At 69.9% G+C, this 23,311-nt stretch carries 20 protein-coding genes; 17 read left to right on the top strand and 3 right to left on the bottom strand.

Annotated features, from left to right (window positions below; genetic code table 11):
• Positions 1-185: 185 nt before the first annotated feature.
• Positions 186-2,171, top strand: coding sequence for a threonine--tRNA ligase (gene thrS / locus AB0L71_RS02690; RefSeq protein WP_365237068.1), 1,986 nt, complete (start codon positions 186-188; stop codon positions 2,169-2,171).
• Between the two features lie 88 nt (positions 2,172-2,259).
• Here thrS and AB0L71_RS02685 read toward each other — a convergent pair whose 3' ends face one another.
• On the bottom strand, positions 2,260-2,937 hold the full coding sequence (locus tag AB0L71_RS02685) for a potassium channel family protein (protein ID WP_365237066.1): 678 nt from the start codon (positions 2,935-2,937) through the stop codon (positions 2,260-2,262).
• A 66-nt stretch (positions 2,938-3,003) separates the two neighbouring features.
• Here AB0L71_RS02685 and AB0L71_RS02680 point away from each other — a divergent pair, with 66 nt between their 5' ends.
• Positions 3,004-3,564, top strand: a complete 561-nt coding sequence (locus AB0L71_RS02680; protein ID WP_365237065.1) for an HIT domain-containing protein — start codon at positions 3,004-3,006, stop codon at positions 3,562-3,564.
• Between the two features lie 52 nt (positions 3,565-3,616).
• Here AB0L71_RS02680 and AB0L71_RS02675 read toward each other — a convergent pair whose 3' ends face one another.
• Positions 3,617-5,287, bottom strand: coding sequence for a hypothetical protein (locus AB0L71_RS02675; RefSeq protein ID WP_365237461.1), 1,671 nt, complete (start codon positions 5,285-5,287; stop codon positions 3,617-3,619).
• Positions 5,288-5,433: 146 nt separating this feature from the next.
• Complete coding sequence (locus tag AB0L71_RS02670; protein WP_365237063.1) at positions 5,434-7,656, bottom strand: elongation factor G-like protein EF-G2; 2,223 nt, start codon at positions 7,654-7,656, stop codon at positions 5,434-5,436.
• Positions 7,657-7,926: 270 nt separating this feature from the next.
• Here AB0L71_RS02670 and pgsA point away from each other — a divergent pair, with 270 nt between their 5' ends.
• From pgsA to AB0L71_RS02595, 15 genes are all read left to right on the top strand, one after another.
• Positions 7,927-8,601 (top strand): phosphatidylinositol phosphate synthase, encoded by a 675-nt coding sequence (gene pgsA, locus AB0L71_RS02665; protein ID WP_365237062.1) that lies wholly within the window; start codon positions 7,927-7,929, stop codon positions 8,599-8,601.
• Positions 8,598-9,533: a phosphatidylinositol mannoside acyltransferase gene (locus AB0L71_RS02660; protein WP_365237060.1), complete on the top strand. Its 936-nt coding sequence runs from the start codon at positions 8,598-8,600 to the stop codon at positions 9,531-9,533. The genes pgsA and AB0L71_RS02660 overlap by 4 nt, the downstream gene beginning before the upstream one ends.
• The gene (locus AB0L71_RS02655) at positions 9,530-10,738 is read left to right on the top strand and encodes a glycosyltransferase family 4 protein (RefSeq protein WP_365237058.1); all 1,209 of its coding nucleotides are present in this window, start codon (positions 9,530-9,532) and stop codon (positions 10,736-10,738) included. Before AB0L71_RS02660 ends, AB0L71_RS02655 begins: the two co-directional genes overlap by 4 nt.
• 143 nt (positions 10,739-10,881) lie before the next feature.
• Positions 10,882-11,379, top strand: coding sequence for a hypothetical protein (locus tag AB0L71_RS02650; protein ID WP_365237459.1), 498 nt, complete (start codon positions 10,882-10,884; stop codon positions 11,377-11,379).
• A 167-nt stretch (positions 11,380-11,546) separates the two neighbouring features.
• The gene (pdxS, locus tag AB0L71_RS02645; RefSeq protein ID WP_365237057.1) at positions 11,547-12,467 is read left to right on the top strand and encodes a pyridoxal 5'-phosphate synthase lyase subunit PdxS; all 921 of its coding nucleotides are present in this window, start codon (positions 11,547-11,549) and stop codon (positions 12,465-12,467) included.
• Positions 12,468-12,473: 6 nt separating this feature from the next.
• Positions 12,474-13,067, top strand: a complete 594-nt coding sequence (pdxT, locus tag AB0L71_RS02640) for a pyridoxal 5'-phosphate synthase glutaminase subunit PdxT (RefSeq protein ID WP_365237055.1) — start codon at positions 12,474-12,476, stop codon at positions 13,065-13,067.
• A 61-nt stretch (positions 13,068-13,128) separates the two neighbouring features.
• Entirely contained in the window at positions 13,129-13,881 is a 753-nt protein-coding gene (locus tag AB0L71_RS02635; protein ID WP_365237053.1) for a YebC/PmpR family DNA-binding transcriptional regulator, read from the top strand.
• 124 nt (positions 13,882-14,005) lie between these two features.
• The gene (gene ruvC / locus AB0L71_RS02630) at positions 14,006-14,578 is read left to right on the top strand and encodes a crossover junction endodeoxyribonuclease RuvC (RefSeq protein ID WP_365237051.1); all 573 of its coding nucleotides are present in this window, start codon (positions 14,006-14,008) and stop codon (positions 14,576-14,578) included.
• The gene (ruvA, locus tag AB0L71_RS02625; RefSeq protein WP_365237049.1) at positions 14,575-15,201 is read left to right on the top strand and encodes a Holliday junction branch migration protein RuvA; all 627 of its coding nucleotides are present in this window, start codon (positions 14,575-14,577) and stop codon (positions 15,199-15,201) included. The genes ruvC and ruvA overlap by 4 nt, the downstream gene beginning before the upstream one ends.
• An 83-nt stretch (positions 15,202-15,284) precedes the next feature.
• On the top strand, positions 15,285-16,358 hold the full coding sequence (gene ruvB / locus AB0L71_RS02620) for a Holliday junction branch migration DNA helicase RuvB (protein WP_365237047.1): 1,074 nt from the start codon (positions 15,285-15,287) through the stop codon (positions 16,356-16,358).
• A gap of 165 nt (positions 16,359-16,523) precedes the next feature.
• Complete coding sequence (gene yajC, locus AB0L71_RS02615; protein ID WP_365237045.1) at positions 16,524-16,994, top strand: preprotein translocase subunit YajC; 471 nt, start codon at positions 16,524-16,526, stop codon at positions 16,992-16,994.
• Positions 16,995-17,141: 147 nt separating this feature from the next.
• Entirely contained in the window at positions 17,142-18,875 is a 1,734-nt protein-coding gene (gene secD, locus AB0L71_RS02610) for a protein translocase subunit SecD (RefSeq protein ID WP_365237043.1), read from the top strand.
• Between the two features lies 1 nt (position 18,876).
• Entirely contained in the window at positions 18,877-19,977 is a 1,101-nt protein-coding gene (gene secF / locus AB0L71_RS02605) for a protein translocase subunit SecF (RefSeq protein ID WP_365237041.1), read from the top strand.
• Entirely contained in the window at positions 19,977-20,531 is a 555-nt protein-coding gene (locus AB0L71_RS02600; protein ID WP_365237039.1) for an adenine phosphoribosyltransferase, read from the top strand. Before secF ends, AB0L71_RS02600 begins: the two co-directional genes overlap by 1 nt.
• A 169-nt stretch (positions 20,532-20,700) precedes the next feature.
• Positions 20,701-23,277, top strand: a complete 2,577-nt coding sequence (locus tag AB0L71_RS02595) for a bifunctional (p)ppGpp synthetase/guanosine-3',5'-bis(diphosphate) 3'-pyrophosphohydrolase (RefSeq protein WP_365237037.1) — start codon at positions 20,701-20,703, stop codon at positions 23,275-23,277.
• Positions 23,278-23,311: the final 34 nt, after the last annotated feature.

Genomic DNA, 23,311 nt, shown 5'->3' with positions numbered 1-23,311 from the left:
ACGACGGAGCAGCCCCGGGAGAACACCGGCCGTTCCGGCGGCGTGGGCACCGGCGCACGGGGGTGCGGGGGCGGTGGCGGGCGAGCGCTGCTCGGCCGTTTCGCAGAGGGGGCCCGCGGCTCGGTACGATTCATAGCGCACGCGCACTACGGACGCGTGCGTTACCTCTGAGTCAGGAGAGACCGGTGTCAGACGTCCGTGTGATCATCCAACGCGATTCCGAGCGGGAAGAGCGCGTGGTGACGACGGGCACTACGGCGGCCGAGCTCTTTCCCGGCGAGCGCACCGTCGTCGCCGCCCGGGTTGCCGGTGAACTGAAGGACCTCGCGTACGTCGTCGCCGACGGCGAGGTCGTCGAGCCCGTGGAGATCTCCTCCGAGGACGGTCTGAACATCCTCCGGCACTCCACCGCGCACGTCATGGCGCAGGCCGTGCAGGAGATCTTCCCCGAGGCCAAGCTGGGCATCGGCCCGCCGGTGAAGGACGGCTTCTACTACGACTTCGACGTCGAGAAGCCCTTCACGCCCGAGGACCTCAAGGCCATCGAGAAGAAGATGCAGGAGATCCAGAAGCGGGGGCAGAGGTTCTCCCGCCGGGTCGTGACGGACGAGGCCGCCCGCGAGGAGCTGGCCGACGAGCCCTACAAGCTGGAGCTCATCGGCATCAAGGGCTCCGGCTCCGTCGAGAACGCCGGTGACGGTGCCGACGTCGAGGTGGGCGGCGGCGAGCTGACCATCTACGACAACCTCGACCCCAAGACCGGCGATCTGTGCTGGAAGGACCTCTGCCGGGGTCCGCACCTGCCGACCACCCGGTTCATCCCGGCGTTCAAGCTGATGCGCAACGCCGCGGCGTACTGGCGGGGCAGCGAGAAGAACCCCATGCTCCAGCGCATCTACGGCACCGCGTGGCCCACCAAGGACGAGCTCAAGGCGCACCTGGAGTTCCTGGAGGAGGCCGCCAAGCGCGACCACCGCAAGCTCGGCAACGAGCTGGACCTCTTCTCCTTCCCGGACGAGATCGGCCCCGGTCTCGCGGTCTTCCACCCCAAGGGCGGCATCATCCGCCGCGCCATGGAGGACTACTCGCGCCGGCGTCACGAGGAGGAGGGCTACGAGTTCGTCTACTCCCCGCACGCCACCAAGGGCAAGCTCTTCGAGAAGTCCGGCCATCTGGACTGGTACGCCGAGGGCATGTACCCGCCCATGCAGCTCGACGACGGGGTGGACTACTACCTCAAGCCGATGAACTGCCCGATGCACAACCTGATCTTCGATGCGCGCGGCCGCTCCTACCGTGAACTGCCGCTGCGTCTCTTCGAGTTCGGCACGGTGTACCGGTACGAGAAGTCCGGCGTCGTGCACGGCCTGACCCGCTCGCGCGGCTTCACGCAGGACGACGCGCACATCTACTGCACCAGGGAGCAGATGGCGGAGGAGCTCGACCGCACGCTCACCTTCGTGCTGAACCTGCTCCGCGACTACGGTCTGACCGACTTCTACCTGGAGCTCTCCACCAAGGACCCGGAGAAGTTCGTCGGCTCGGACGAGGCGTGGGAAGAGGCCACCGAGACGCTGCGCCAGGTCGCCGAGAAGCAGGGACTGCCGCTGGTCCCGGACCCGGGTGGCGCCGCTTTCTACGGTCCGAAGATCTCGGTGCAGTGCAAGGACGCCATCGGCCGTACCTGGCAGATGTCGACCGTGCAGCTCGACTTCAACCTGCCGGAGCGCTTCGACCTGGAGTACACCGGCCCGGACGGCACCAAGCAGCGCCCGGTCATGATCCACCGTGCCCTGTTCGGTTCCATCGAGCGCTTCTTCGCGGTGCTCCTGGAGCACTACGCGGGAGCGTTCCCGGTGTGGCTGGCACCGGTCCAGGCGGTCGGCATCCCGATCGGCGACGCGCACATCCCGTACCTCCAGGAGTTCGCGGCCGAGGCCCGGAAGAAGGGCCTGCGGATCGAGGTGGACGCCTCCTCCGACCGGATGCAGAAGAAGATCCGCAACGCGCAGAAGGCCAAGACCCCCTTCATGATCATTGCGGGTGACGAGGACATGGCCAACGGCGCCGTCTCCTTCCGCTACCGCGACGGATCGCAGGAGAACGGCATCCCGGTCAAGGACGCCATCGCCAAGATCCAGCAGGCCGTCGAGGACCGCGTCCAGGTCTGACCGGCGCCCGGCCGTGTCCGACACGGCCGGGGCGAGGCTCTCGGAGAGCTCTGTGCCGGCGCTGCGGGTCGCACACCCGCAGCGTCGGCTACCTGCTCCCCGGGGGCCTCTTCTCGTCCTCCCGCCGGAACACCTGCACCAGCCAGGACGAGAACGAACCCGTCACCGCCCCCAGCAGCGCCAGCCCGCAGGCCATCAGGCCCGACGCCACGATCCGGCCACCCGTCGTGACCGGCACCGCGTCCCCGTACCCCACGGTCGTGAGCGTCTCGCACGCCCACCACGCCGCGTCGCCGAAGGTACGGATCGAGGCTCCGTAGGCCCCGCGCTCCCGGTCGTAGACGGCGAGCGAGGCGGAGAAGCCCAGAAGCAGCGCGGTCGCACCGGCATAGGCGATCACGCGGGCGTGCAGGCTCAGCCTCGGCCGTTCCCTGCGTTGCTGGACCGCGGTGTAGACCCGGATCAGGCGCAGCGGCCGCAGGAGCGGGAGCAGCAGGACCAGCGTGTCCAGCCAGTGCACGCGGACGAAACGGCGGCCGAGGCCGCTGAGACGGAGCCGTACGACGTAGTCCGCGGCGAAGACCGCCCAGGTGCCGCAGACGAGCCCGAGGGCGAGGCTGCGCCACGCCTCCGCGTCCTGCGGGGCCAGGACCCGGACCGCGTAGCCGGCCAGGAAGAGCAGAGAGGCACCGAAGAGCGGCACCTCCGTGCGCTGCTCCCAGAGCCGGAACCTCCGCGGGGTGGAGTCCGTGGGCTGGTCGCTCATCGCTTCAGCATTGCGGTGCGCGGGCGGGCGTGCCCCCGGCGACACGCCCGCCGCCGGCGAAGCAATATGCTGAACGCCATGACGAGTGAGCCGGAACAGCAGATCGGAGTGGGGACGCCCGACGCGTTCCAGCGCCTGTGGACGCCCCACCGGATGGCGTACATCCAGGGTGAGAACAAGCCGACCGGTCCGGAGGCCGGTGACGGCTGTCCGTTCTGTGGAATCCCGTCGAAGTCGGACGAGGACGGGCTTGTCGTGGCACGTGGCGAGCACGTCTACGCCGTGCTGAACCTGTACCCGTACAACGGCGGGCACCTGATGGTGGTCCCGTACCGGCATGTCGCGGACTACACCGAGCTGGACGGTCCGGAGACGATGGAGCTGGCCGACTTCACGAAGCGGGCCATGGTGGCCCTGCGGGCGGCCTCGGGGGCGCACGGATTCAACATCGGGATGAACCAGGGTGCGGTGGCCGGGGCCGGGATCGCGGCCCATCTGCACCAGCACCTGGTGCCGCGCTGGGGCGGGGACACCAATTTCATGCCGGTGGTCGGACACACGAAGGTGCTGCCGCAGCTGCTCGCCGATACCCGCTCGATGCTGGCCGACGCCTGGCCGGTGGACTGACCCGAGCCGATGCCGACAGGTGAGCCGCCCCGTCCGGGGCGGCTCACGCGCTTCACGCGTCGTACAGATCGGCCTTGCGCGGGGTCGGGTCCTGCACGAGCCCGCTGACGATCATGGAGCGGTTGTCGAAGCGTTCGGTGTCGACGCCGTGTTCCTCGAGGACCTTCAGGGCGGCACTGTGCACGGCGCGCAGGACAGGGGTGGCGGCGCGCATCGCGTCGTCGGCCATGAAGCGGTGACGCCATGGCTTCTCGGCCCAGGCGTGCCGCAGGCCGAACGGCTCGGGCAGGGCAATCTTTCCGCCCAGGTAGTCGAGGAGCGGGGGATACCAGGTGAAGGGGGCGCGCAGCGCGAGGCGGACGACTTCCCTCGGCTCGACCAGCGCGAGGGTGATGTCGCGGGTCTCCCAGAACCGGACGGTCTTGTTGACCGTCTTCGTCCTGGCCTCCGGTTTGCTGGTGAAGAGCGAGTGGATCGGGCCCAGGGCGTGCCCGGTGACTTCGATGCGCAGGGTCTCGTAGAGCACCGTGACCGTGATCATCATGGTGATGACCAACTGGCCGTCCCAGAGGGTGAACTGGACGCCCAGATAGTGCCGGTCGCCGCCGCCGAACTGCTGGTGGTTGCAGATCCGCTGTATTTCGTGCGGCTTGACCTGGAAGGTGGCGACGTCCTCGCCCTCGGGCCGGGAGACCGAGTCGGCGTTCTCGCCGATGGGCGACACGATCCAGTGGGTGACCGAGGGGGTGGGGAATCCTCCGGTGTTCAGCGGGCCGCGCTCCAGCAGTTTGAGCTGGTCGTGGATGGCCCGTATCAGGTCCCAGCTGCGGAACTGGTGGAATTCCTTGCCGGGTTCCTTGGGGGCGAGCTCTTCGGCGAGCTGCCAGCTGCCCCAGCGGGTTCCCATGCCGAGGATGCCCTTGGGGCCCGCGTAGAAGACCGCATTGGACTGCTGTTCGGCGGACAGCTTCTCCAGGCTCTGGCGGAGGGCCTCGCGCGCGGTCTCGTTGGGGTTCTTGGGCACGGCTTCGGGGATCTTGGCGATGACCCCGCCACCGGAGAGCAGGGCCTCCCACCGGGCGCGCATGTCCTTCGCGGAGGACTCGGCGATCCGTCGGGCGAGGAACCAGCCGATGACCGGGGCGACGATCATCGCCCGTGCGTAGAGGGCGAGGAGTCCGGTGAGCGGGAGCTTGATCAGGAAGAACAGGGCCACGAGGCCGATGATCGGCAGAAGGGCGTTGCCCAGGGCCGCGAGGGCCTTGTCCTTGGTCTTGCCGAGCCCGTCGCGCAGCCGGAACGCGAGGATCCAGAGAATCATGCCGGGCAGGAAGACGAAGCCGAACAGGGCGGTGACCGCGGTCAGTTTGGCGTCACGGGCCCTGCGGAGACGGGTCGCGGACAGACAGTGCTCGACGACGGTCTGCGGGTCCATGCCGAAGGACTGGATGAGGGCCTTCCGCGCGCCGCCCAGCATGCGCTCCTGGACGGCGCGGGAGAACGCCTCGCCGAGGTTCGGCTTGAAGTAGTCGGACTTGAAGAGTTTGGAACGGCCCTCTTTCACCTCTGACTTGTGCCACTCGCTGTTGGCGTCAAGGATCTTCTCCACCGGGCTGTCGCGGTACGCGGCGGAGGCGAGGGCGTTCGTCGCCACCGCCTGTGAGCCCGTGCCCTGGAGCGGGATCTGCGCTCCAGGAGAGAAATCGAATCCGTTGTCGGCCACTGTCGCCCCCACTCCCGCCAAGCATCTGCTCCTGCGGCTGTTTCCCAACTGCCGTGCCCGGCACACCTTCTGAGCTGGGACCACAGCGTATCGTCCGGATCCGATCGCTGCTCGCCCTTGTGGACAAGGGTGAACAGCGCGGTCGCTCAGGTGTCGTTGAGGCCGTCGCCCTGATGCTCGCGGATGCGTTCGGCGAGTTGCGCAGGCATGGCTTCGTGCCGGGCGTACGCCCGGTCGAAGCGTCCGGTGCCGTGGGACAGGGAGCGCAGGTCGATCGCGTACCGGCCGATCTCCAGCTCCGGGACCTCGGCCCGTACGAGGGTGCGTCCGGGGCCGGACTGCTCGGTACCGATCACCCTGCCACGCCGCCCGGACAGATCGCTCATCACCGGTCCGACATAGTCGTCGGGCACCAGCACCTGGACCTCGTCCACGGGTTCGAGGAGCTGGATACGGGTGCCGGCGGCGGCTTCGCGCAGGGCCAGCGCGCCCGCGGTCTGGAACGCCGCGTCCGAGGAGTCCACCGAGTGGGACTTTCCGTCCCGCAGGGTGATGCGCACATCGACGAGCGGATGTCCGGACGCCACGCCCCGGGAGGCCTGGGCGCGCACCCCCTTCTCGACGGACGGGACGAACTGGCGCGGCACCGCCCCGCCGACCACCTTGTCGACGAATTCGATGCCCGAACCCGGCGGCAGTGGCTCCACGTCGACATCACAGATGGCGTACTGGCCGTGGCCGCCGGACTGTTTCACGTGCCGGCCGTGTCCGGACGACGGGGCGGCGAAGGTCTCGCGCAGCGACACCTTGTGCGGTACGGCGTCGACCCGGACTCCGTAGCGGTTGTGCAGCCGGTCGAGCGCCACCTCCTGGTGGGCCTCGCCGAGGCACCACAGGACCACCTGACGGGTGTCCTGGTTCTGTTCGAGGCGCATGGTCGGGTCCTCGGCGACCAGCCGGGCGAGTCCCTGGGAGAGCTTGTCCTCGTCCGCCTTGCTGTGCGCCTCGATGGCGAGCGGCAGCAGCGGATCCGGTGCGGTCCAGGGGTCCATCAGCAGCGGCCCGTCCTGGGTGGAGAGGGTGTCCCCGGTCTCGGCGCTGCCCAGTTTCGCGACGCAGGCCAGATCCCCGGCGATGCACGCGGTGAGGGGGCGCTGCTGTTTGCCGAAGGGGGACGAGAGCGCACCGACGCGCACCTCCGCCTCGTGGAAGGGACGTGTCTCGTGGCCGGGATCGCTGAGGCCGTGGCCGAAGACGTGGACGGTTTCGTCGGGGCGCAGGGTGCCGGAGAAGACGCGTACGAGCGAGACCCGGCCGACGTACGGGTCGGAGGCGGTCTTGACGACCTCCGCGACGAGCGGACCCTCCGGTGCGCAGGTCAGTACCGGTCGGGGCGCCCCGTGCAGCGGGGTGACGTCGGGCAGCGGGCGTTCCGGCGGGGTGGGGAAGCCGCCGGTGATCAGGTCCAGGATCTCGACCGTGCCGATGCCCTGGCGGGCATCGGCGGCGGGGGCCGCGGGGAGAACGGGGTGGAAGGAACCCCGGGCGACGGCGCGCTCCAGATCGTCGACGAGCGTGGGGACGTCGATCCCGGCCCCGCCGAGGTAGCGGTCCATCAGGGTCTCGTCCTCGCTCTCGGCGATGATCCCCTCGATGAGCCGGGCGCGGGCCTCCTGGAGCATGGTCTGCTGGGTGCCGGCGGGCGGCTTCTCCTGCCGTTCGCCCGAGGAGTAGTCGAAGATCCGCTGGGTGAGGAGACCGGTGAGCCCGGTGAGCGGCGCGTGCCCGTCAGGGGCTTCGGGCCCGAGCACGGGAAGGTAGAGCGGGAGCACGGCGTCGGGGTCCTCGCCGCCGAAGATCTCGCCGCAGATCCGCGTCATCTCGTCGAACGACGTGCGCGCGGTGTCGAGGTGCGTGACGACGATCGCGCGGGGCATGCCGACGGCGGCGCACTCCTCCCACACGGCACGGGTGGTGCCCGCCACGGCCTCGGGCTCCTGGGCCGCGGACACCACGAACAGGGCCGCGTCGGCGGCCCTCAGACCGGCTCTGAGCTCTCCGACGAAATCGGCGTATCCCGGGGTGTCCAGCAGGTTGATCTTGTGACCGTCCCATTCCACGGGGACGAGCGAGAGCTGAACGGAACGCTGCTGGCGGTGTTCGATCTCGTCGTAGTCGGAGACCGTGGCTCCGTCCTCGACCCGGCCGGCCCGGTTGACCGCGCCCGCGGTCAGTGCGAGGGCCTCGACGAGGGTGGTCTTGCCTGAGCCGCTGTGGCCGACCAGCACCACATTCCGTACGGACGAGGGCCGGTCGGCCGTCGTTGCTCTGCCGGCGGCCCCGGTGTGTGCATGTGCCTTGTCGCCCATGATGCGTGCCTCCCAGGTGATGGCGCGGAGCGGGGAGAGGATCCGACGCGATGCGGGGGGAGAGGGGTGCGCGGGCACGGGGGAGCCGCCGCGGCGGCTACGACGACGCCCGCGGTAATTCGAGCTTTCCACTCGGCTCCGGCCGCGTCCACACGTCGCGTGGAGCGGTGCGGCGCCGGGTGCCCGGACGGTGGAGTGCGGCAAGCGTGACTACGATGGGCCAGCCGGTGGCCGTAGGGGCCGCTCGGCCCACCGACCCTCGGGAAGGCCATGCTGAACAAGTACGCGCGTGCCTTTTTCACGCGTGTTCTCACACCGTTCGCCGCACTCTTGCTCCGCCTCGGCGTGAGTCCTGACGCGGTCACTCTGATCGGAACGGCCGGGGTGGTGGCAGGTGCACTGGTCTTCTTCCCCATGGGGGAGTTCTTCTGGGGCACGATCGTCATCACGATCTTCGTCTTCTCCGACCTCGTCGACGGCAACATGGCCCGGCAGGCCGGTGTCTCCAGCCGCTGGGGCGCGTTCCTGGACTCGACCCTGGACCGGGTCGCCGACGGGGCGATCTTCGGCGGCTTCGCGCTCTGGTACGCGGGCAACGGCGACAACAACACGCTGTGCGCCGTCGCGATCTTCTGCCTGGCGAGCGGCCAGGTGGTCTCGTACACGAAGGCGCGCGGCGAGTCGATCGGGCTGCCGGTCGCGGTCAACGGCCTCGTGGAGCGCGCCGAACGCCTGGTGATCTCGCTGGTCGCGGCCGGACTCGCCGGCCTCCACGCGTTCGGCGTCCCCGGGATCCAGGTCCTGCTGCCGATTGCGCTGTGGATCGTCGCCGCGGGCAGCCTGGTGACGCTCGTGCAGCGGGTCGTGACCGTGCGCCGTGAGGCCGCCGAGGCCGATGCGGCCGATGCCGCTCCTGCGAACCGGGGGAGCGGGGCCGCGCAGTGAGCGGCGCACCGGGCGACGCCTCCTCGGGCCTGCGGGACCGGCTGGCCGACGGGCTGTACGGGCTCGGCTGGGCTGCCGTCAAGAAACTCCCCGAGCCGGCCGCCCGGTCCCTCTTCCGCACGATCGCCGACCAGGCGTGGAAGAAGCGCGGCAAGGGGGTGCTGCGGCTGGAGGCGAATCTGGCACGGGTGGTGCCCGGGGCCTCCGAGGCCCGGCTCGCCGCCCTCTCCCGGGCCGGGATGCGCTCGTACATGCGCTACTGGATGGAGTCGTTCCGGCTGCCCACCTGGAGCCCGGACCGGATCAAGGCGTCGATCGACGTCACGGACGTGCACCTGCTGACCGACGGGCTGGCCACCGGTCGCGGTGTCATCCTCGCCCTGCCGCACCTCGGGAACTGGGACCTGGCGGGAGCCTGGGTCACCACCGATCTCAAGGTGCCCTTCACCACGGTTGCCGAGCGGCTCAGGCCCGAGAGCCTCTACGACCGGTTCGTCGCCTACCGCGAGGGGCTCGGCATGGAGGTCCTGCCGCACAGCGGTGGCGCCGCCTTCGGGACCCTGGCGCGACGGCTGCGGGCCGGTGGCCTGGTGTGCCTGGTCGCCGACCGTGACCTGTCGGCCTCCGGGGTCGAGGTGACGTTCTTCGGCGACAGGGCGCGCATGCCCGCCGGACCGGCGCTGCTGGCCCAGCAGACCGGTGCGCTGCTGCTGCCGGTGACGCTGGCGTACGACGACACGCCCGTGATGAAGGCCCGTGTCCACCCACCGGTCGAGGTGCCCGGGACGGGCAGCCGCAGGGAGAAGACGTCCTCGATGACCCAGGCGCTGGCCGATGCCTTCGCCATCGGAATCGCCGAGCATCCGGAGGACTGGCACATGCTGCAACGACTGTGGTCGGACGATCTGGAGCCGCGGGAGGACCGTCCGTGAAGATCGGCATCGTCTGCCCGTACTCCTGGGACGTACCCGGCGGTGTGCAGTTCCACATCCGGGACCTGGCCGAACACCTGATCCGCCTCGGCCACGAGGTGTCGGTGCTGGCACCCGCCGACGACGAGACCCCGCTGCCGCCCTACGTGGTCTCGGCGGGCCGGGCCGTGCCCGTCCCGTACAACGGTTCGGTGGCCCGGCTGAACTTCGGCATCCTCTCGGCCGCCCGGGTGCGCCGCTGGCTCCACGACGGCACCTTCGACGTGATCCACATCCATGAGCCGGCCTCGCCGTCGCTGGGGCTGCTCGCCTGCTGGGCGGCGCAGGGGCCGATCGTCGCCACGTTCCACACCTCCAACCCGCGCTCCAGGGCCATGATCGCCGCGTACCCGATCCTGCAGCCCGCGCTGGAGAAGATCAGCGCACGCATCGCGGTGAGCGAGTACGCACGCCGGACCCTGGTCGAACACCTGGGCGGCGACGCGGTCGTCATCCCGAACGGGGTCGATGTCGGCTTCTTCGCCGGGGCCCGGCCCAGGGCCGAGTGGCAGTCGCAGGAGGCCCGAAGCCCGGTCGAGGGCGGCGGCGAGAAACGGCAGGGCGGCACGATCGGTTTCATCGGCCGCATCGACGAGCCCCGCAAGGGCCTGCCGGTCCTGATCAGGGCGCTGCCCGCGATCCTCGCGGCGCGCCCGGACACCAGGCTGCTGGTGGCCGGCCGCGGCGACGAGGAGGAGGCCGTCGCCTCGCTGCCCGAGGAGATGCGCGGCCACGTCGAGTTCCTCGGCATGGTGAGCGACGAGGACAAGGCGCGGCTGCTGCGCAGCGTCGATGTGTACGTCGCGCCCAATACGGGCGGCGAGAGCTTCGGGATCATCCTGGTCGAGGCGATGTCGGCCGGAGCGCCGGTCCTCGCCAGTGACCTGGACGCGTTCGCGCAGGTGCTGGACCAGGGCGCGGCGGGCGAACTCTTCGCCAACGAGGACGCGGACGCGCTGGCGGCCGCGGCGATCCGGCTGCTCGGCGACCCGGAACGGCGCGCCGAGCTGCGCGAGCGGGGAACCGCCCATGTGCGGCGCTTCGACTGGGCGACGGTCGGCGCGGACATCCTCGCGGTGTACGAAACGGTGACGGACGGTGCGGCGTCGGTGGCCGCGGACGAACGCACGGGCCTGCGTGCACGCTGGGGCCTGGCGCGGGACTGACGGACCGACGGTGCGGCCGGACCCGCCCGCACCGTCCCCGGCACCCCGGACCGGGCGGCCACGGCAGCCGAGCCCCGACGGTAGCCTTGCCGCCCGTGATCGAAACCCTCATCTGGATCGCCGTCGCGATCGTCGCGATCGGTATGTACCTCAGCTGGACCGCCGGCCGCCTGGACCGGCTGCACACCCGCATCGACGCGGCCCGTGCCGCCCTCGACGCGCAGCTCCTGCGCCGGGCCTCGGTCACCCAGGAGCTGGCGACCTCGGGCGTTCTGGACCCGGCCGCCTCCATCGTCCTGTACGAGGCCGCGCACGCCGCCCGCCAGGCGGAGGAGGAGAACCGCGAGGTGGCGGAGAGCGAGCTGAGCACCGCACTGCGGGCGGTGTTCGGCGAGCGGGCGCAGGTGGAGTCCGTGAAGGAGATCCCCGGCGGCGAGGAGGCGGCATCCGAACTCGCCGCGGCCGTCCGCCGTGTCCCGATGGCCCGGCGGTTCCACAACGACGCGGTCCGCGCGGCACGTGCGCTGCGCCGCCACCGCACGGTGCGATGGTTCCGGCTGGCCGGGCACGCTCCGTTCCCGCTCGCCTTCGAGATGGACGACGAGCCGCCGGCAGCCCTGGCGGACCGCCCCGGCAGCTGACCCGGCGGCCCCGCACGGCGGAGGACGGGTTCACCGCGTGGCCCGCAGCCGCTCAAAACGATCCACCGGCCTCTCATTGGCCCTTGCTGTGGACTGGTCCCGGAGAGTTTGCTCAGGCCTGCACCTTCCGTGCTCCCAGGCCACTTTTCTTCGAGTGAGGTCGATCCGTGTCCACGCTTCCCACCACCCCGCAGTCCGCCGACTCCCCGGCCACCGGCACCGCCCGCGTCAAGCGCGGCATGGCCGAGCAGCTCAAGGGCGGCGTGATCATGGATGTCGTCGACGCCGAGCAGGCGAAGATCGCCGAGGACGCGGGGGCCGTGGCCGTCATGGCCCTGGAGCGGGTGCCGGCCGATATCCGCAAGGACGGCGGCGTGGCCCGAATGTCGGATCCGAACATGATCGAGGAGATCATCGAGGCCGTCTCCATCCCGGTGATGGCCAAGTCGCGCATCGGACACTTCGTCGAGGCCCAGGTCCTGCAGTCCCTGGGGGTCGACTACATCGACGAGTCCGAGGTCCTCACCCCGGCCGACGAGGTCAACCACAGCGACAAGTTCGCCTTCACCACCCCGTTCGTCTGCGGCGCCACCAACCTGGGGGAGGCCCTGCGCCGCATCGCCGAGGGCGCGGCCATGATCCGTTCCAAGGGCGAGGCCGGCACCGGGAACGTCGTCGAGGCGGTCCGTCACCTGCGCCAGATCAAGAACGAGATCGCCCGGCTGCGCGGCTACGACAGCAACGAGCTGTACGCCGCCGCCAAGGAGCTCCGCGCCCCGTACGAGCTGGTCAGGGAGGTGGCCGAGCTCGGCAAGCTGCCTGTCGTGCTGTTCTCCGCGGGCGGGGTCGCGACCCCCGCCGACGCCGCGCTCATGCGCCAGCTCGGCGCCGAGGGAGTCTTCGTCGGCTCCGGCATCTTCAAGTCCGGCGACCCGGCCAAGCGTGCCGCCGCCATCGTGAAGGCCACCACCTTCTACGACGACCCGAAGATCATCGCGGACGCGTCCCGGAACCTGGGCGAGGCCATGGTCGGCATCAACTGCGACACCCTGCCCGAGGCCGAGCGCTACGCCAACCGTGGCTGGTAAGCACCGATGAGCGACACACCTGTGATCGGAGTCCTGGCTCTCCAGGGCGACGTCCGGGAACACCTGATCGCCCTGGCCTCGGCGGACGCCCAGGCCAGGCCGGTCCGGCTTCCGGAGGAACTCGCCGAGGTCGACGGGCTGGTCATTCCCGGTGGGGAGTCCACCACGATGTCCAAGCTCGCCTCGCTGTTCGGCATGCTGGAACCGCTGCGCGAGCGGGTACGCGGCGGAATGCCGGTCTACGGGACCTGCGCCGGAATGATTCTGCTCGCCGACAAGATTCTCGATCCCCGTTCGGGTCAGGAGACGGTCGGCGGGATCGACATGATCGTGCGCCGTAATGCCTTCGGGCGGCAGAACGAGTCCTTCGAGGCGGCCGTCGAGGTCGCGGGCATCGAGGGCGGTCCCGTCGAGGGAGTGTTCATCCGCGCCCCGTGGGTGGAATCGGTCGGTGCGCAGGCCGAGGTGGTGGCGGAGTACGGCGGTCACATTGTCGCCGTACGTCAGAGAAACGCCCTTGCGACGTCATTCCATCCGGAACTGACCGGAGACCACCGGGTTCACGCCCTGTTCGTGGACATGGTGCGCGCAGTGGGCTGATTCGATCCCGGTAGGATCTCCCGGGTTCGAATCGTTTTTGGTGACGCGAAGGAGAAGGCAGATGTCCGGCCACTCTAAATGGGCTACGACGAAGCACAAGAAGGCCGTGATTGACGCCAAGCGCGGCAAGCTCTTCGCGAAGCTGATCAAGAACATCGAGGTCGCCGCCCGTACCGGCGGTGTCGACCCCGATGGAAACCCGACCCTTGTGGACGCGATCCAGAAGGCGAAGAAGAGTTCGGTACCGAACAAGAACATCGACTCCGCGGTCAAGCGCGGTGGCGGTCTCGAGGCCGGCGGCGTCGACTACCAGACGATCATGTACGAGGGTTATGGCCCCAACGGTGTCGCGGTGCTCATCGAGTGCCTCACCGACAACCGCAACCGGGCCGCGTCCGACGTACGCGTCGCGATGACCCGCAACGGCGGTTCGATGGCCGACCCGGGTTCGGTGTCGTACCTCTTCAACCGCAAGGGCGTCGTGATCGTCCCCAAGGGTGATCTGACCGAGGACGACGTCCTGGGAGCCGTGCTCGACGCGGGCGCCGAGGAGGTCAACGACCTCGGTGACAGCTATGAGGTCGTCAGCGAGGCCACCGACATGGTCGCGGTGCGTACCGCACTCCAGCAGGCAGGCATCGACTACGACTCCGCCGAGGCCAACTTCCTGCCCACCATGCAGGTCGAGCTGGACGAGGAGGGCGCGCGCAAGATCTTCAAGCTGATCGACGCGCTGGAGGACAGCGACGACGTGCAGAACGTCTTCGCCAACTTCGACGTCTCGGACGAGGTCATGGAGAAGGTCGACGCCTGAGCCGCGTTCGGCGCAGCTTTCACCGACGGGCCGACGGGGACACACCCCGTCGGCCCGTCGCATTGTCAGTGCGAGCCGATAGCCTGCGGGAACAGTTGACCGATCGGTACGGAGGGGGCCTGTCATGCGGGTACTGGGCGTCGACCCGGGGCTGACCCGGTGCGGTGTCGGCGTGGTCGAGGGCGTGGCCGGCCGGCCTCTGACGATGCTCGGTGTCGGGGTCGTCCGTACCCCGCCCGATGCCGAACTCGGCCACCGACTCGTCGCCATCGAGCGCGGCATCGAGGAATGGCTCGACGCGCACCGGCCCGAATTCGTCGCCGTGGAGCGGGTCTTCAGCCAGCACAACGTCCGTACGGTGATGGGCACGGCCCAGGCGAGTGCGGTCGCCATGCTCTGCGCGTCCCGGCGCGGCATACCGGTCGCACTGCACACCCCCAGCGAGGTCAAGGCGGCCGTCACCGGCACCGGCCGTGCCGACAAGGCCCAGGTCGGTGCCATGGTCACCCGGCTGCTGCGGCTCGACGCCCCGCCGAAACCCGCCGACGCGGCCGATGCCCTCGCGCTCGCCATCTGCCACATCTGGCGCGCCCCGGCCATCAACCGCCTCCAGCAGGCGCAGGCGGCAGCCGGCGCGGCCCGGGGCGCGCGCAGCCCCCGTACACCCGTAGTTCCCGTCCGGAAGGTCCCCCGATGATCGCCTTCGTCAGCGGCCCCGTCGCCGCGCTCGCCCCGACCACGGCCGTGATCGAGGTCGGCGGCATCGGCATGGCCGTCCAGTGCACGCCGAACACCCTCACCGGCCTCCGGATCGGCCAGGAGGCCAGACTCGCCACCTCCCTCGTCGTCAGGGAGGACTCGCTCACTCTCTACGGCTTCACCGACGACGACGAGCGGCAGGTCTTCGAACTGCTCCAGACCGCCAGCGGCGTCGGGCCCCGGCTGGCCCAGGCCATGCTCGCCACCCACAGCCCGGACGCACTGCGCCTCGCCGTGGCCACCGGCGACGAGAAGGCCCTCACCGCCGTGTCCGGCATCGGCAAGAAGGGCGCGCAGAAACTCCTCCTCGAACTGAAGGACAAGCTCGGCGAGCCGGTCGGCGCCCACATCGGTCAGCAGGGCATCGGCACCGCCGTCACCTCCTCCTGGCGCGATCAGCTCCAGGCCGCCCTGATCGGCCTCGGATACGCGACCCGCGAGGCCGACGAAGCCGTCACCGCCGTCGCCCCGCAGGCCGAGGCGGCCCTGGCCGAGGGCGGGCAGGCCCCCGTGCCGCAGTTGCTGCGCGCCGCGCTGCAGACCCTCAACCGAGCTCGCTGACCGGAGCGCGACCCCCAGGGGGAGACCCCGACGCCGGGCCGGGCACCGCACGGCACCGAAACACCCGAGGCGGGACAGACTGAATGAACTGGGACGAGACCGGACCCGACACCGACGAGCGGCTCGACGAGCGGCTCGTCGACGCCGACGCGGACGGTGAGGACACCGCGGTCGAGGCGGCGCTGCGGCCGAAGGACCTCGACGAATTCGTCGGCCAGGAAAAGGTGCGCGAACAGCTCGACCTGGTCCTCAAGGCGGCCAGGGCCCGCGGCGCCACCGCCGACCATGTCCTGCTCTCCGGCGCACCCGGCCTCGGTAAGACCACCCTCTCCATGATCATCGCGGCCGAGATGGGCGCGCCGATCCGGATCACCTCGGGCCCCGCCATCCAGCATGCGGGTGATCTTGCGGCGATTCTCTCCTCGCTCCAGGAGGGCGAGGTTCTCTTCCTCGACGAGATCCACCGCATGTCGCGGCCCGCCGAGGAGATGCTCTACATGGCGATGGAGGACTTCCGGGTCGACGTCATCGTCGGCAAGGGCCCCGGGGCCACCGCCATCCCGCTGGAACTGCCGCCCTTCACCCTGGTGGGCGCCACCACCAGGGCCGGACTCCTGCCGCCCCCGCTGCGCGACCGTTTCGGTTTCACCGGGCACATGGAGTTCTACGCCCCCGCCGAGCTGGAACGCGTCGTCCACCGCTCCGCCCGCCTCCTCGACGTGGCGATAGACGCGGGCGGCGCCGCCGAGATCGCCGGGCGTTCCCGCGGCACGCCCCGTATCGCCAACCGGCTGCTGCGCCGCGTCAGGGACTATGCCCAGGTCAAGGCTGACGGTCGGATCGACCGCACCGTCGCCTCCGTCGCCCTCGGGGTCTACGAGGTCGACGCCCGCGGCCTCGACCGGCTGGACCGGGCGGTGCTCGGTGCCCTGCTGAAGCTCTTCGGCGGTGGCCCCGTCGGGCTGTCCACGCTGGCCGTGGCCGTGGGTGAGGAACGCGAGACGGTCGAGGAGGTCGCGGAACCGTTCCTGGTGCGGGAAGGACTGCTGGCCAGGACGCCGCGAGGGCGTGTCGCGACGCCTGCGGCCTGGGCCCACCTGGGCCTCGTGCCACCTCAGCACGGCGGAACGGGACAACAGGGTCTCTTCGGGGCGTGATGCGTCACAGCTTCACCCGTACAGGAACGATCGGGCGACAGCGGGCGTTGTTCCATCGATGCGGACTCGCTTAGACTCCGCCGATGCCGCCCGTACAGGGTCGGTGTGCCCACCCCCGAAGATCAGGCCGTCTTTCAGCGCGGTCGTGCGAAGGAAACTCGTCCCGTGAATCCCGTGTCTCTCCTCCCCTTCATCGTGCTCATCGGGGCCATGTTCCTGATGACGCGGTCCGCCAAGAAGAAGCAGGCGGCCGCCGCCCAGATGCGCAACGAGATGCAGCCCGGCACCGGCGTTCGGACGATCGGGGGCATGTACGCCACCGTCAAGGAGCTTCACGACGATACGGTGCTCCTTGAGATCGCGCCCGGCGTCCACGCCGTCTACGCCAAGAACGCCATCGGAGCCGTCCTCGACGACGCGGAGTACAACCGCATCGTCCACGGCGACGACGATGACGCCCTCGACCTCGACGGTGCGGTCGTGCCGGACGACGCCTCCTCGCTGACCGGGACGGACGCCGACGAGGACACCTCGGACGAGTCCAAGATCGACCTGGACAAGAAGGCCGGGCCCGACGACTCCGCTTCCGACAAGAAGTCCGAGGGCAAGGCCGACGGCGAGGCCGACGAGAAGTAGTCCGCGACCCGGGGAGTGCCGCAGGCCCACAGGCATCCGGCACTCCCCGGACCGTGCGATCTTCCGCGGGGGCGGGTCCCCACTACACTTCGTGGCCGCTCGGGCGCGTACCCGGCGCGGGGCGGTTGGACAGGGAGAAACGAGAAGGTGGCAGCACCGAAGAAGAGCCGAGGGCCGGCCGGCGGTCAGGGCAGGCCGGGGCGTTCCCTGGCTCTGATCCTGATCGCCCTGGTCGCGCTCACCGGCGGGATGTTCCTGGCTGACCAGCCGACCCCACGGCTGGGTATCGACCTTGCGGGCGGTACGTCCATCACGCTCACGGCGAAGAGCGAGCCGGGCCAGGAAAGCGCGATCAACAAGACCAACATGGACACCGCGGTCGAGATCATGGAGCGCCGTGTCAACGGTCTCGGTGTCTCCGAGGCCGAGGTCCAGACCCAGGGCGATCGCAACATCATCGTCAACATCCCCAAGGGCACGGACTCCGCCCAGGCCCGTGAGCAGGTCGGCACCACCGCCAAGCTCTACTTCCGGCCGGTGCTGGCCGTGGCCGCGGGCACGCCCACCCCCGCATCCAGCGCCTCGCCGTCCGGTTCGGCCAGCCCGTCGGCGAGCCCGAGCACCGCGGCGTCCGACGGGAAGGCGTCGGCGACGCCGAGCGCGAGCGCCACGACCCAGGGCCGCGCGGTCACCGACGCTCTCAAGGCCGACGCCACGCCGAGCGCATCGGCCGATGCCACGCCGTCCGCCTCCGCGACCACGGCCTCGGCCGCTGACGAGGCCGCCGCCACCGACCTGGAGAAGCGTTTCGAGGCGCTCGACTGCTCCAGCAAGGCCTCCCGCGCCAAGGCCGCCCAGGGCGTCAAGCCGACCGACTCGGCCGTCGCGTGCAGCTCGGAGGGTGACGCCAAGTACATCCTCGGCCCGTCCGAGGTGTCCGGCACCGAGGTCGACAGTGCCAAGGCCGCCTTCGACCAGCAGCGCGGCATGTGGATCGTCCAGATGGACTTCACCAAGAAGGGGTCCAAGCAGTTCCAGACGATCACCAAGAAGCTCTCCGCGCAGCAGTCCCCGCAGAACCAGTTCGCGATCGCGCTCGACGGTGAGGTCGTCTCCGCGCCCCAGGTGAACACGACGCTCAGCGGCAGCGCCGAGATCTCCGGCAGCTTCACCCAGCAGTCCGCCGAGGACCTGGCCAACGTGCTCTCCTACGGTGCGCTCCCGCTCTCCTTCCACGAGTCGAGCGTCACCACCGTCACCGCCGCCCTCGGCGGCGAGCAGCTGCGGGCCGGTCTGATCGCCGGTGCCATCGGTCTGGCCCTGGTGGTCATCTACCTGGTGGCCTACTACCGCGGACTGGCGTTCATCGCGCTCCTCAGCCTGCTGGTCTCCGGCATCCTGACCTACACGCTCATGTCGCTGCTCGGCCCGGCCATCGGCTTCGCGCTGAACCTCCCGGCGGTCTGCGGAGCCATCGTGGCCATCGGTATCACCGCGGACTCCTTCATCGTGTACTTCGAGAGAATCCGCGACGAGATCCGCGAGGGCCGGACGCTCCGCCCGGCCGTGGAGCGGGCCTGGCCGCGCGCCCGGCGCACCATCCTGGTCTCCGACTTCGTGTCGTTCCTCGCCGCAGCGGTGCTCTTCGTCGTCACCGTCGGCAAGGTCCAGGGCTTCGCCTTCACGCTCGGCCTCACCACCCTGCTCGACGTGGTCGTGGTGTTCCTCTTCACCAAGCCCGTGATGACGCTGATGGCGCGGAAGAAGTTCTTCGCCGATGGCCACCCGTGGTCCGGACTGGACCCGAGGCGGCTCGGTGCCAAGCCGCCGCTGCGCCGCTCGCGTCGTGTCAACGCCCCCACTGACCCGAAGGAGGCGTGAGATGTCGCGACTCGGCACTCTCGGCGCCCGTCTCTACCGCGGCGAGGTCGGCTACGACTTCATCGGCAAGCGCAAGATCTGGTACGGGATCTCGATCCTGATCACCATCACGGCCATCGTCGGCCTGGCGGTCAGCGGCCTGAACATGGGCATCGAGTTCAAGGGCGGCGCGGTCTTCACCACCCCGAAGACCAGCGTCACCGTGGCCCAGGCGGAGGACCTGGCCACCGAGGCGTCCGGTCACCAGGCGATCGTCCAGAAGCTCGGCAACGGCGGTCTGCGCGTCCAGATCACCGAGGTCGACACCGCGAAGTCCGACCAGATCAAGGAGCGGCTCGCCCAGGACCTCGACGTCCCGATGGAGAAGATCGCCGCAGACCTGGTCGGCCCCAGCTGGGGTGAGCAGATCGCCAACAAGGCCTGGACGGGCCTCGGCATCTTCATGGTCCTGGTCGTGATCTACCTGGCCATCGCCTTCGAGTGGCGCATGGCCATCGCGGCCCTGGTCGCGCTGATCCACGACATCACCATCACGGTCGGCATCTACGCCCTGGTCGGCTTCGAGGTCACCCCGGGCACCGTGATCGGTCTGCTGACCATCCTCGGTTACTCCCTCTACGACACGGTCGTCGTCTTCGACAGCCTCAAGGAGGGCACGAAGGGGATCACCAAGCAGACCCGGTGGACCTACAGCGACATCGCCAACCGCTCCATCAACGGCACGCTGGTGCGTTCCATCAACACCACCGTCGTGGCGCTGCTGCCGGTCGCCGGTCTGCTGTTCATCGGTGGCGGCGTCCTCGGCGCCGGCATGCTGAACGACATCTCGCTGGCGCTCTTCGTCGGCCTCGCGGCCGGTGCGTACTCCTCGATCTTCATCGCCACTCCGCTGGTCGCCGACCTCAAGGAGACCGATCCGCAGATGAAGGCCCTGAAGAAGCGGGTGCTCGCCAAGCGCGCGGCGGCCGCTGCCAAGGGCGAGTCCGCACAGGACGAGTCCCAGGACGACGACCTCCCCGCGGACGCACCCGCCGCCGCGGTCGTCGGGCAGCGCCAGCAGCCCCCCAGGGGCCACGGCCGCAACACCTCGGGAAAGCGCTGATGACCAGTCACACCACTCAGACCACGCGCGAGCTCCTGCTCAGCCGGATCCGCGACGTGCCGGACTACCCCAAGCCGGGCGTGCTGTTCAAGGACATCACCCCCCTGCTTGCGGACCCGACGGCATTCGCGGCCCTCACCGACACCCTCGCGGAGCTGTGCGTACGGCACGGCGCCACGAAGATCGCCGGCCTCGAGGCGCGCGGTTTCATCCTGGCCGCGCCGGTCGCGGTCCGGGCCGGGCTCGGCTTCGTACCCGTCCGCAAGGCGGGCAAGCTGCCCGGAGCCACGCTCAGCCAGGCGTACGCGCTGGAGTACGGCACCGCCGAGATCGAGATCCACGCGGAGGACGTGACCGCCGGTGACCGGATCATGGTCATCGACGACATCCTGGCGACGGGTGGCACCGCCGAGGCAACGCTGGAGCTGATCCGGCGGTCCGGTGCCGAGGTGGCGGGCGTCGCGGTCCTCATGGAGCTCGGCTTCCTGCCCGGACGCGCCCGTCTGGAGCAGGGGCTCCAGGGGGCTCCGCTGGAGGTTCTGATCACGGTCTGAGCAGTGACGGACCGCGCGTGGCAACGGATCGCGCGCGTCGGACGGGCACCCGGGAACAATCGGGTGCCCGTTCTGCGTTGTGAGAGCTCTCGTGGTCCCCGGGGGAGGCTCGGCCACCGGGTCGATACGATGGCCTTCCCGGGTACCCGGAACCGCACGAGGAGCGCTCTTGCCAGACGAGGCCCAGCCAGTCGCCGCCCCGCAGCCCGAGAAGCCGGTGGCGGCCCCAGCCGTGCCCGGGAAGAAGCAGGCCGCGGAGAAGCCGAAGCCCCCAGCCCCCGAGCCCGTCACGGGGCCGGAGCGGAGGGCTGCGGCGCCGGGGTCCGCTCCCGCTTCACCCGCCCAGCCGGCCCAACCCGCCTCCCCGGCCGCGTCCACGCCGAAGCCTCCGGCGAAGCCCGCCGCCAGGCCGGTCGCCCCGTCCGCTTCCGGGACCCGCTCCGGTGGCTCCTCCAACCGGGTGAGGGCGAGGCTCGCCCGGCTCGGTGTGCAGCGCTCCAGCCCGTACAACCCGGTGCTCGAACCCTTGCTGCGCATCGTCCGCAGCAACGACACCAAGATCGAGACCGCCACGCTGCGTCAGATCGAGCGCGCCTACCAGGTCGCCGAGCGCTGGCACCGCGGCCAGAAGCGCAAGAGCGGCGACCCGTACATCACGCACCCGCTCGCCGTCACCACCATCCTCGCCGAGCTCGGCATGGACCCGGCGACACTGATGGCCGGACTGCTGCATGACACGGTCGAGGACACCGAGTACGGCCTGGACACCCTGCGCCGGGACTTCGGCGACCAGGTGGCCCTGCTCGTCGACGGTGTCACCAAGCTGGACAAGGTCAAGTTCGGCGAGGCCGCACAGGCCGAGACCGTACGCAAGATGGTCGTCGCCATGGCCAAGGACCCCAGGGTCCTCGTCATCAAGCTCGCCGACCGGCTGCACAACATGCGCACCATGCGCTACCTCAAGCGGGAGAAGCAGGAGAAGAAGGCCCGCGAGACGCTGGAGATCTACGCCCCGCTGGCACACCGGCTGGGCATGAACACCATCAAGTGGGAACTCGAGGACCTCGCCTTCGCGATCCTCTACCCCAAGATGTACGACGAGATCGTCCGCCTCGTCGCCGAGCGGGCGCCCAAGCGCGACGAATACCTCGCCATAGTGACCGACGAGGTCCAATCCGACCTGCGCGCCGCCCGGATCAAGGCCACCGTCACCGGCCGGCCGAAGCACTACTACAGCGTCTACCAGAAGATGATCGTGCGGGGCCGGGACTTCGCCGAGATCTACGACCTGGTGGGCATCCGGGTCCTCGTCGACACCGTCCGCGACTGCTACGCGGCGCTCGGCACCGTCCACGCGCGATGGAATCCGGTCCCCGGCCGGTTCAAGGACTACATCGCGATGCCCAAGTTCAACATGTACCAGTCGCTGCACACCACGGTGATCGGTCCCAGCGGCAAGCCCGTCGAGCTGCAGATCCGAACGTTCGACATGCACCGCCGTGCCGAGTACGGCATTGCCGCGCACTGGAAGTACAAGCAGGAAGCCGTCGCCGGCGCGTCCAAGGTGCGCACCGACGTGCCCAAGGCCCCCGGCAAGGGCGGGCGCCAGGACACGGTCAACGACATGGCGTGGCTGCGCCAGCTCCTGGACTGGCAGAAGGAGACCGAGGACCCCAGCGAGTTCCTGGAGTCGCTGCGCTTCGACCTCTCCCGCAACGAGGTCTTCGTCTTCACGCCCAAGGGCGATGTCATAGCGCTGCCCGCGGGTGCGACGCCGGTCGACTTCGCGTACGCCGTGCACACGGAGGTCGGCCACCGGACCATAGGGGCACGGGTCAACGGCCGGCTCGTACCGCTCGAATCCACGCTCGACAACGGCGACCTGGTGGAGGTCTTCACCTCCAAGGCGGCCGGCGCCGGACCTTCCCGGGACTGGCTGGGCTTCGTCAAGTCGCCCCGCGCCCGCAACAAGATCCGTGCCTGGTTCTCCAAGGAACGCCGGGACGAGGCGATCGAGCAGGGCAAGGACGCCATCGCCCGCGCCATGCGCAAGCAGAATCTGCCGATCCAGCGCATCCTGACCGGTGATTCCCTGGTCACCCTCGCCCATGAAATGCGCTACCCGGACATCTCGTCGCTCTACGCGGCGGTCGGCGAGGGCCATGTCGCCGCGGCCGGTGTGGTGCAGAAGCTCGTCCAGGCGCTCGGCGGCGAGGACGCGGCCAAGGAGGACCTCGCGGAGAGCGCGCCGCCCTCCCGTGGCCGCCACAAGCGCCGGTCCAACGCCGATCCGGGGGTCGTCGTCAAGGGTGTCGAGGACGTGTGGGTCAAACTGGCCCGCTGTTGCACACCCGTTCCCGGAGACCCGATCATCGGCTTCGTCACCCGCGGCAGCGGCGTCTCCGTGCACCGGGCGGACTGCGTCAACGTCGACTCGTTGTCGCAGCAGCCGGAGCGGATCCTGGAGGTCGAGTGGGCGCCGACCCAGTCCTCGGTCTTCCTGGTCGCCATCCAGGTCGAGGCGCTGGACCGGTCGCGGCTCCTCTCGGACGTCACCCGGGTCCTGTCCGACCAGCACGTCAACATCCTGTCGGCGGCCGTCCAGACCTCCCGGGACCGGGTGGCCACCTCGCGCTTCACCTTCGAGATGGGCGACCCGAAGCACCTCGGGCACGTGCTGAAGGCGGTACGGGGCGTGGAGGGCGTCTACGACGTCTACCGCGTCACCTCCGCCCGCAGGCCCTGACCGCGGGCTCCCGTACAGGGACAGGGCCCCCTGT

Origin of the sequence: Streptomyces sp. NPDC052052 (assembly GCF_040680455.1) — a bacterium.
In the GTDB taxonomy this organism is placed as follows: Bacteria; Actinomycetota; Actinomycetes; order Streptomycetales; family Streptomycetaceae; genus Streptomyces.
The sequence above is the reverse complement of the archived record's forward strand: the minus strand, read 5'-3'. Positions and strand labels throughout refer to the sequence as shown.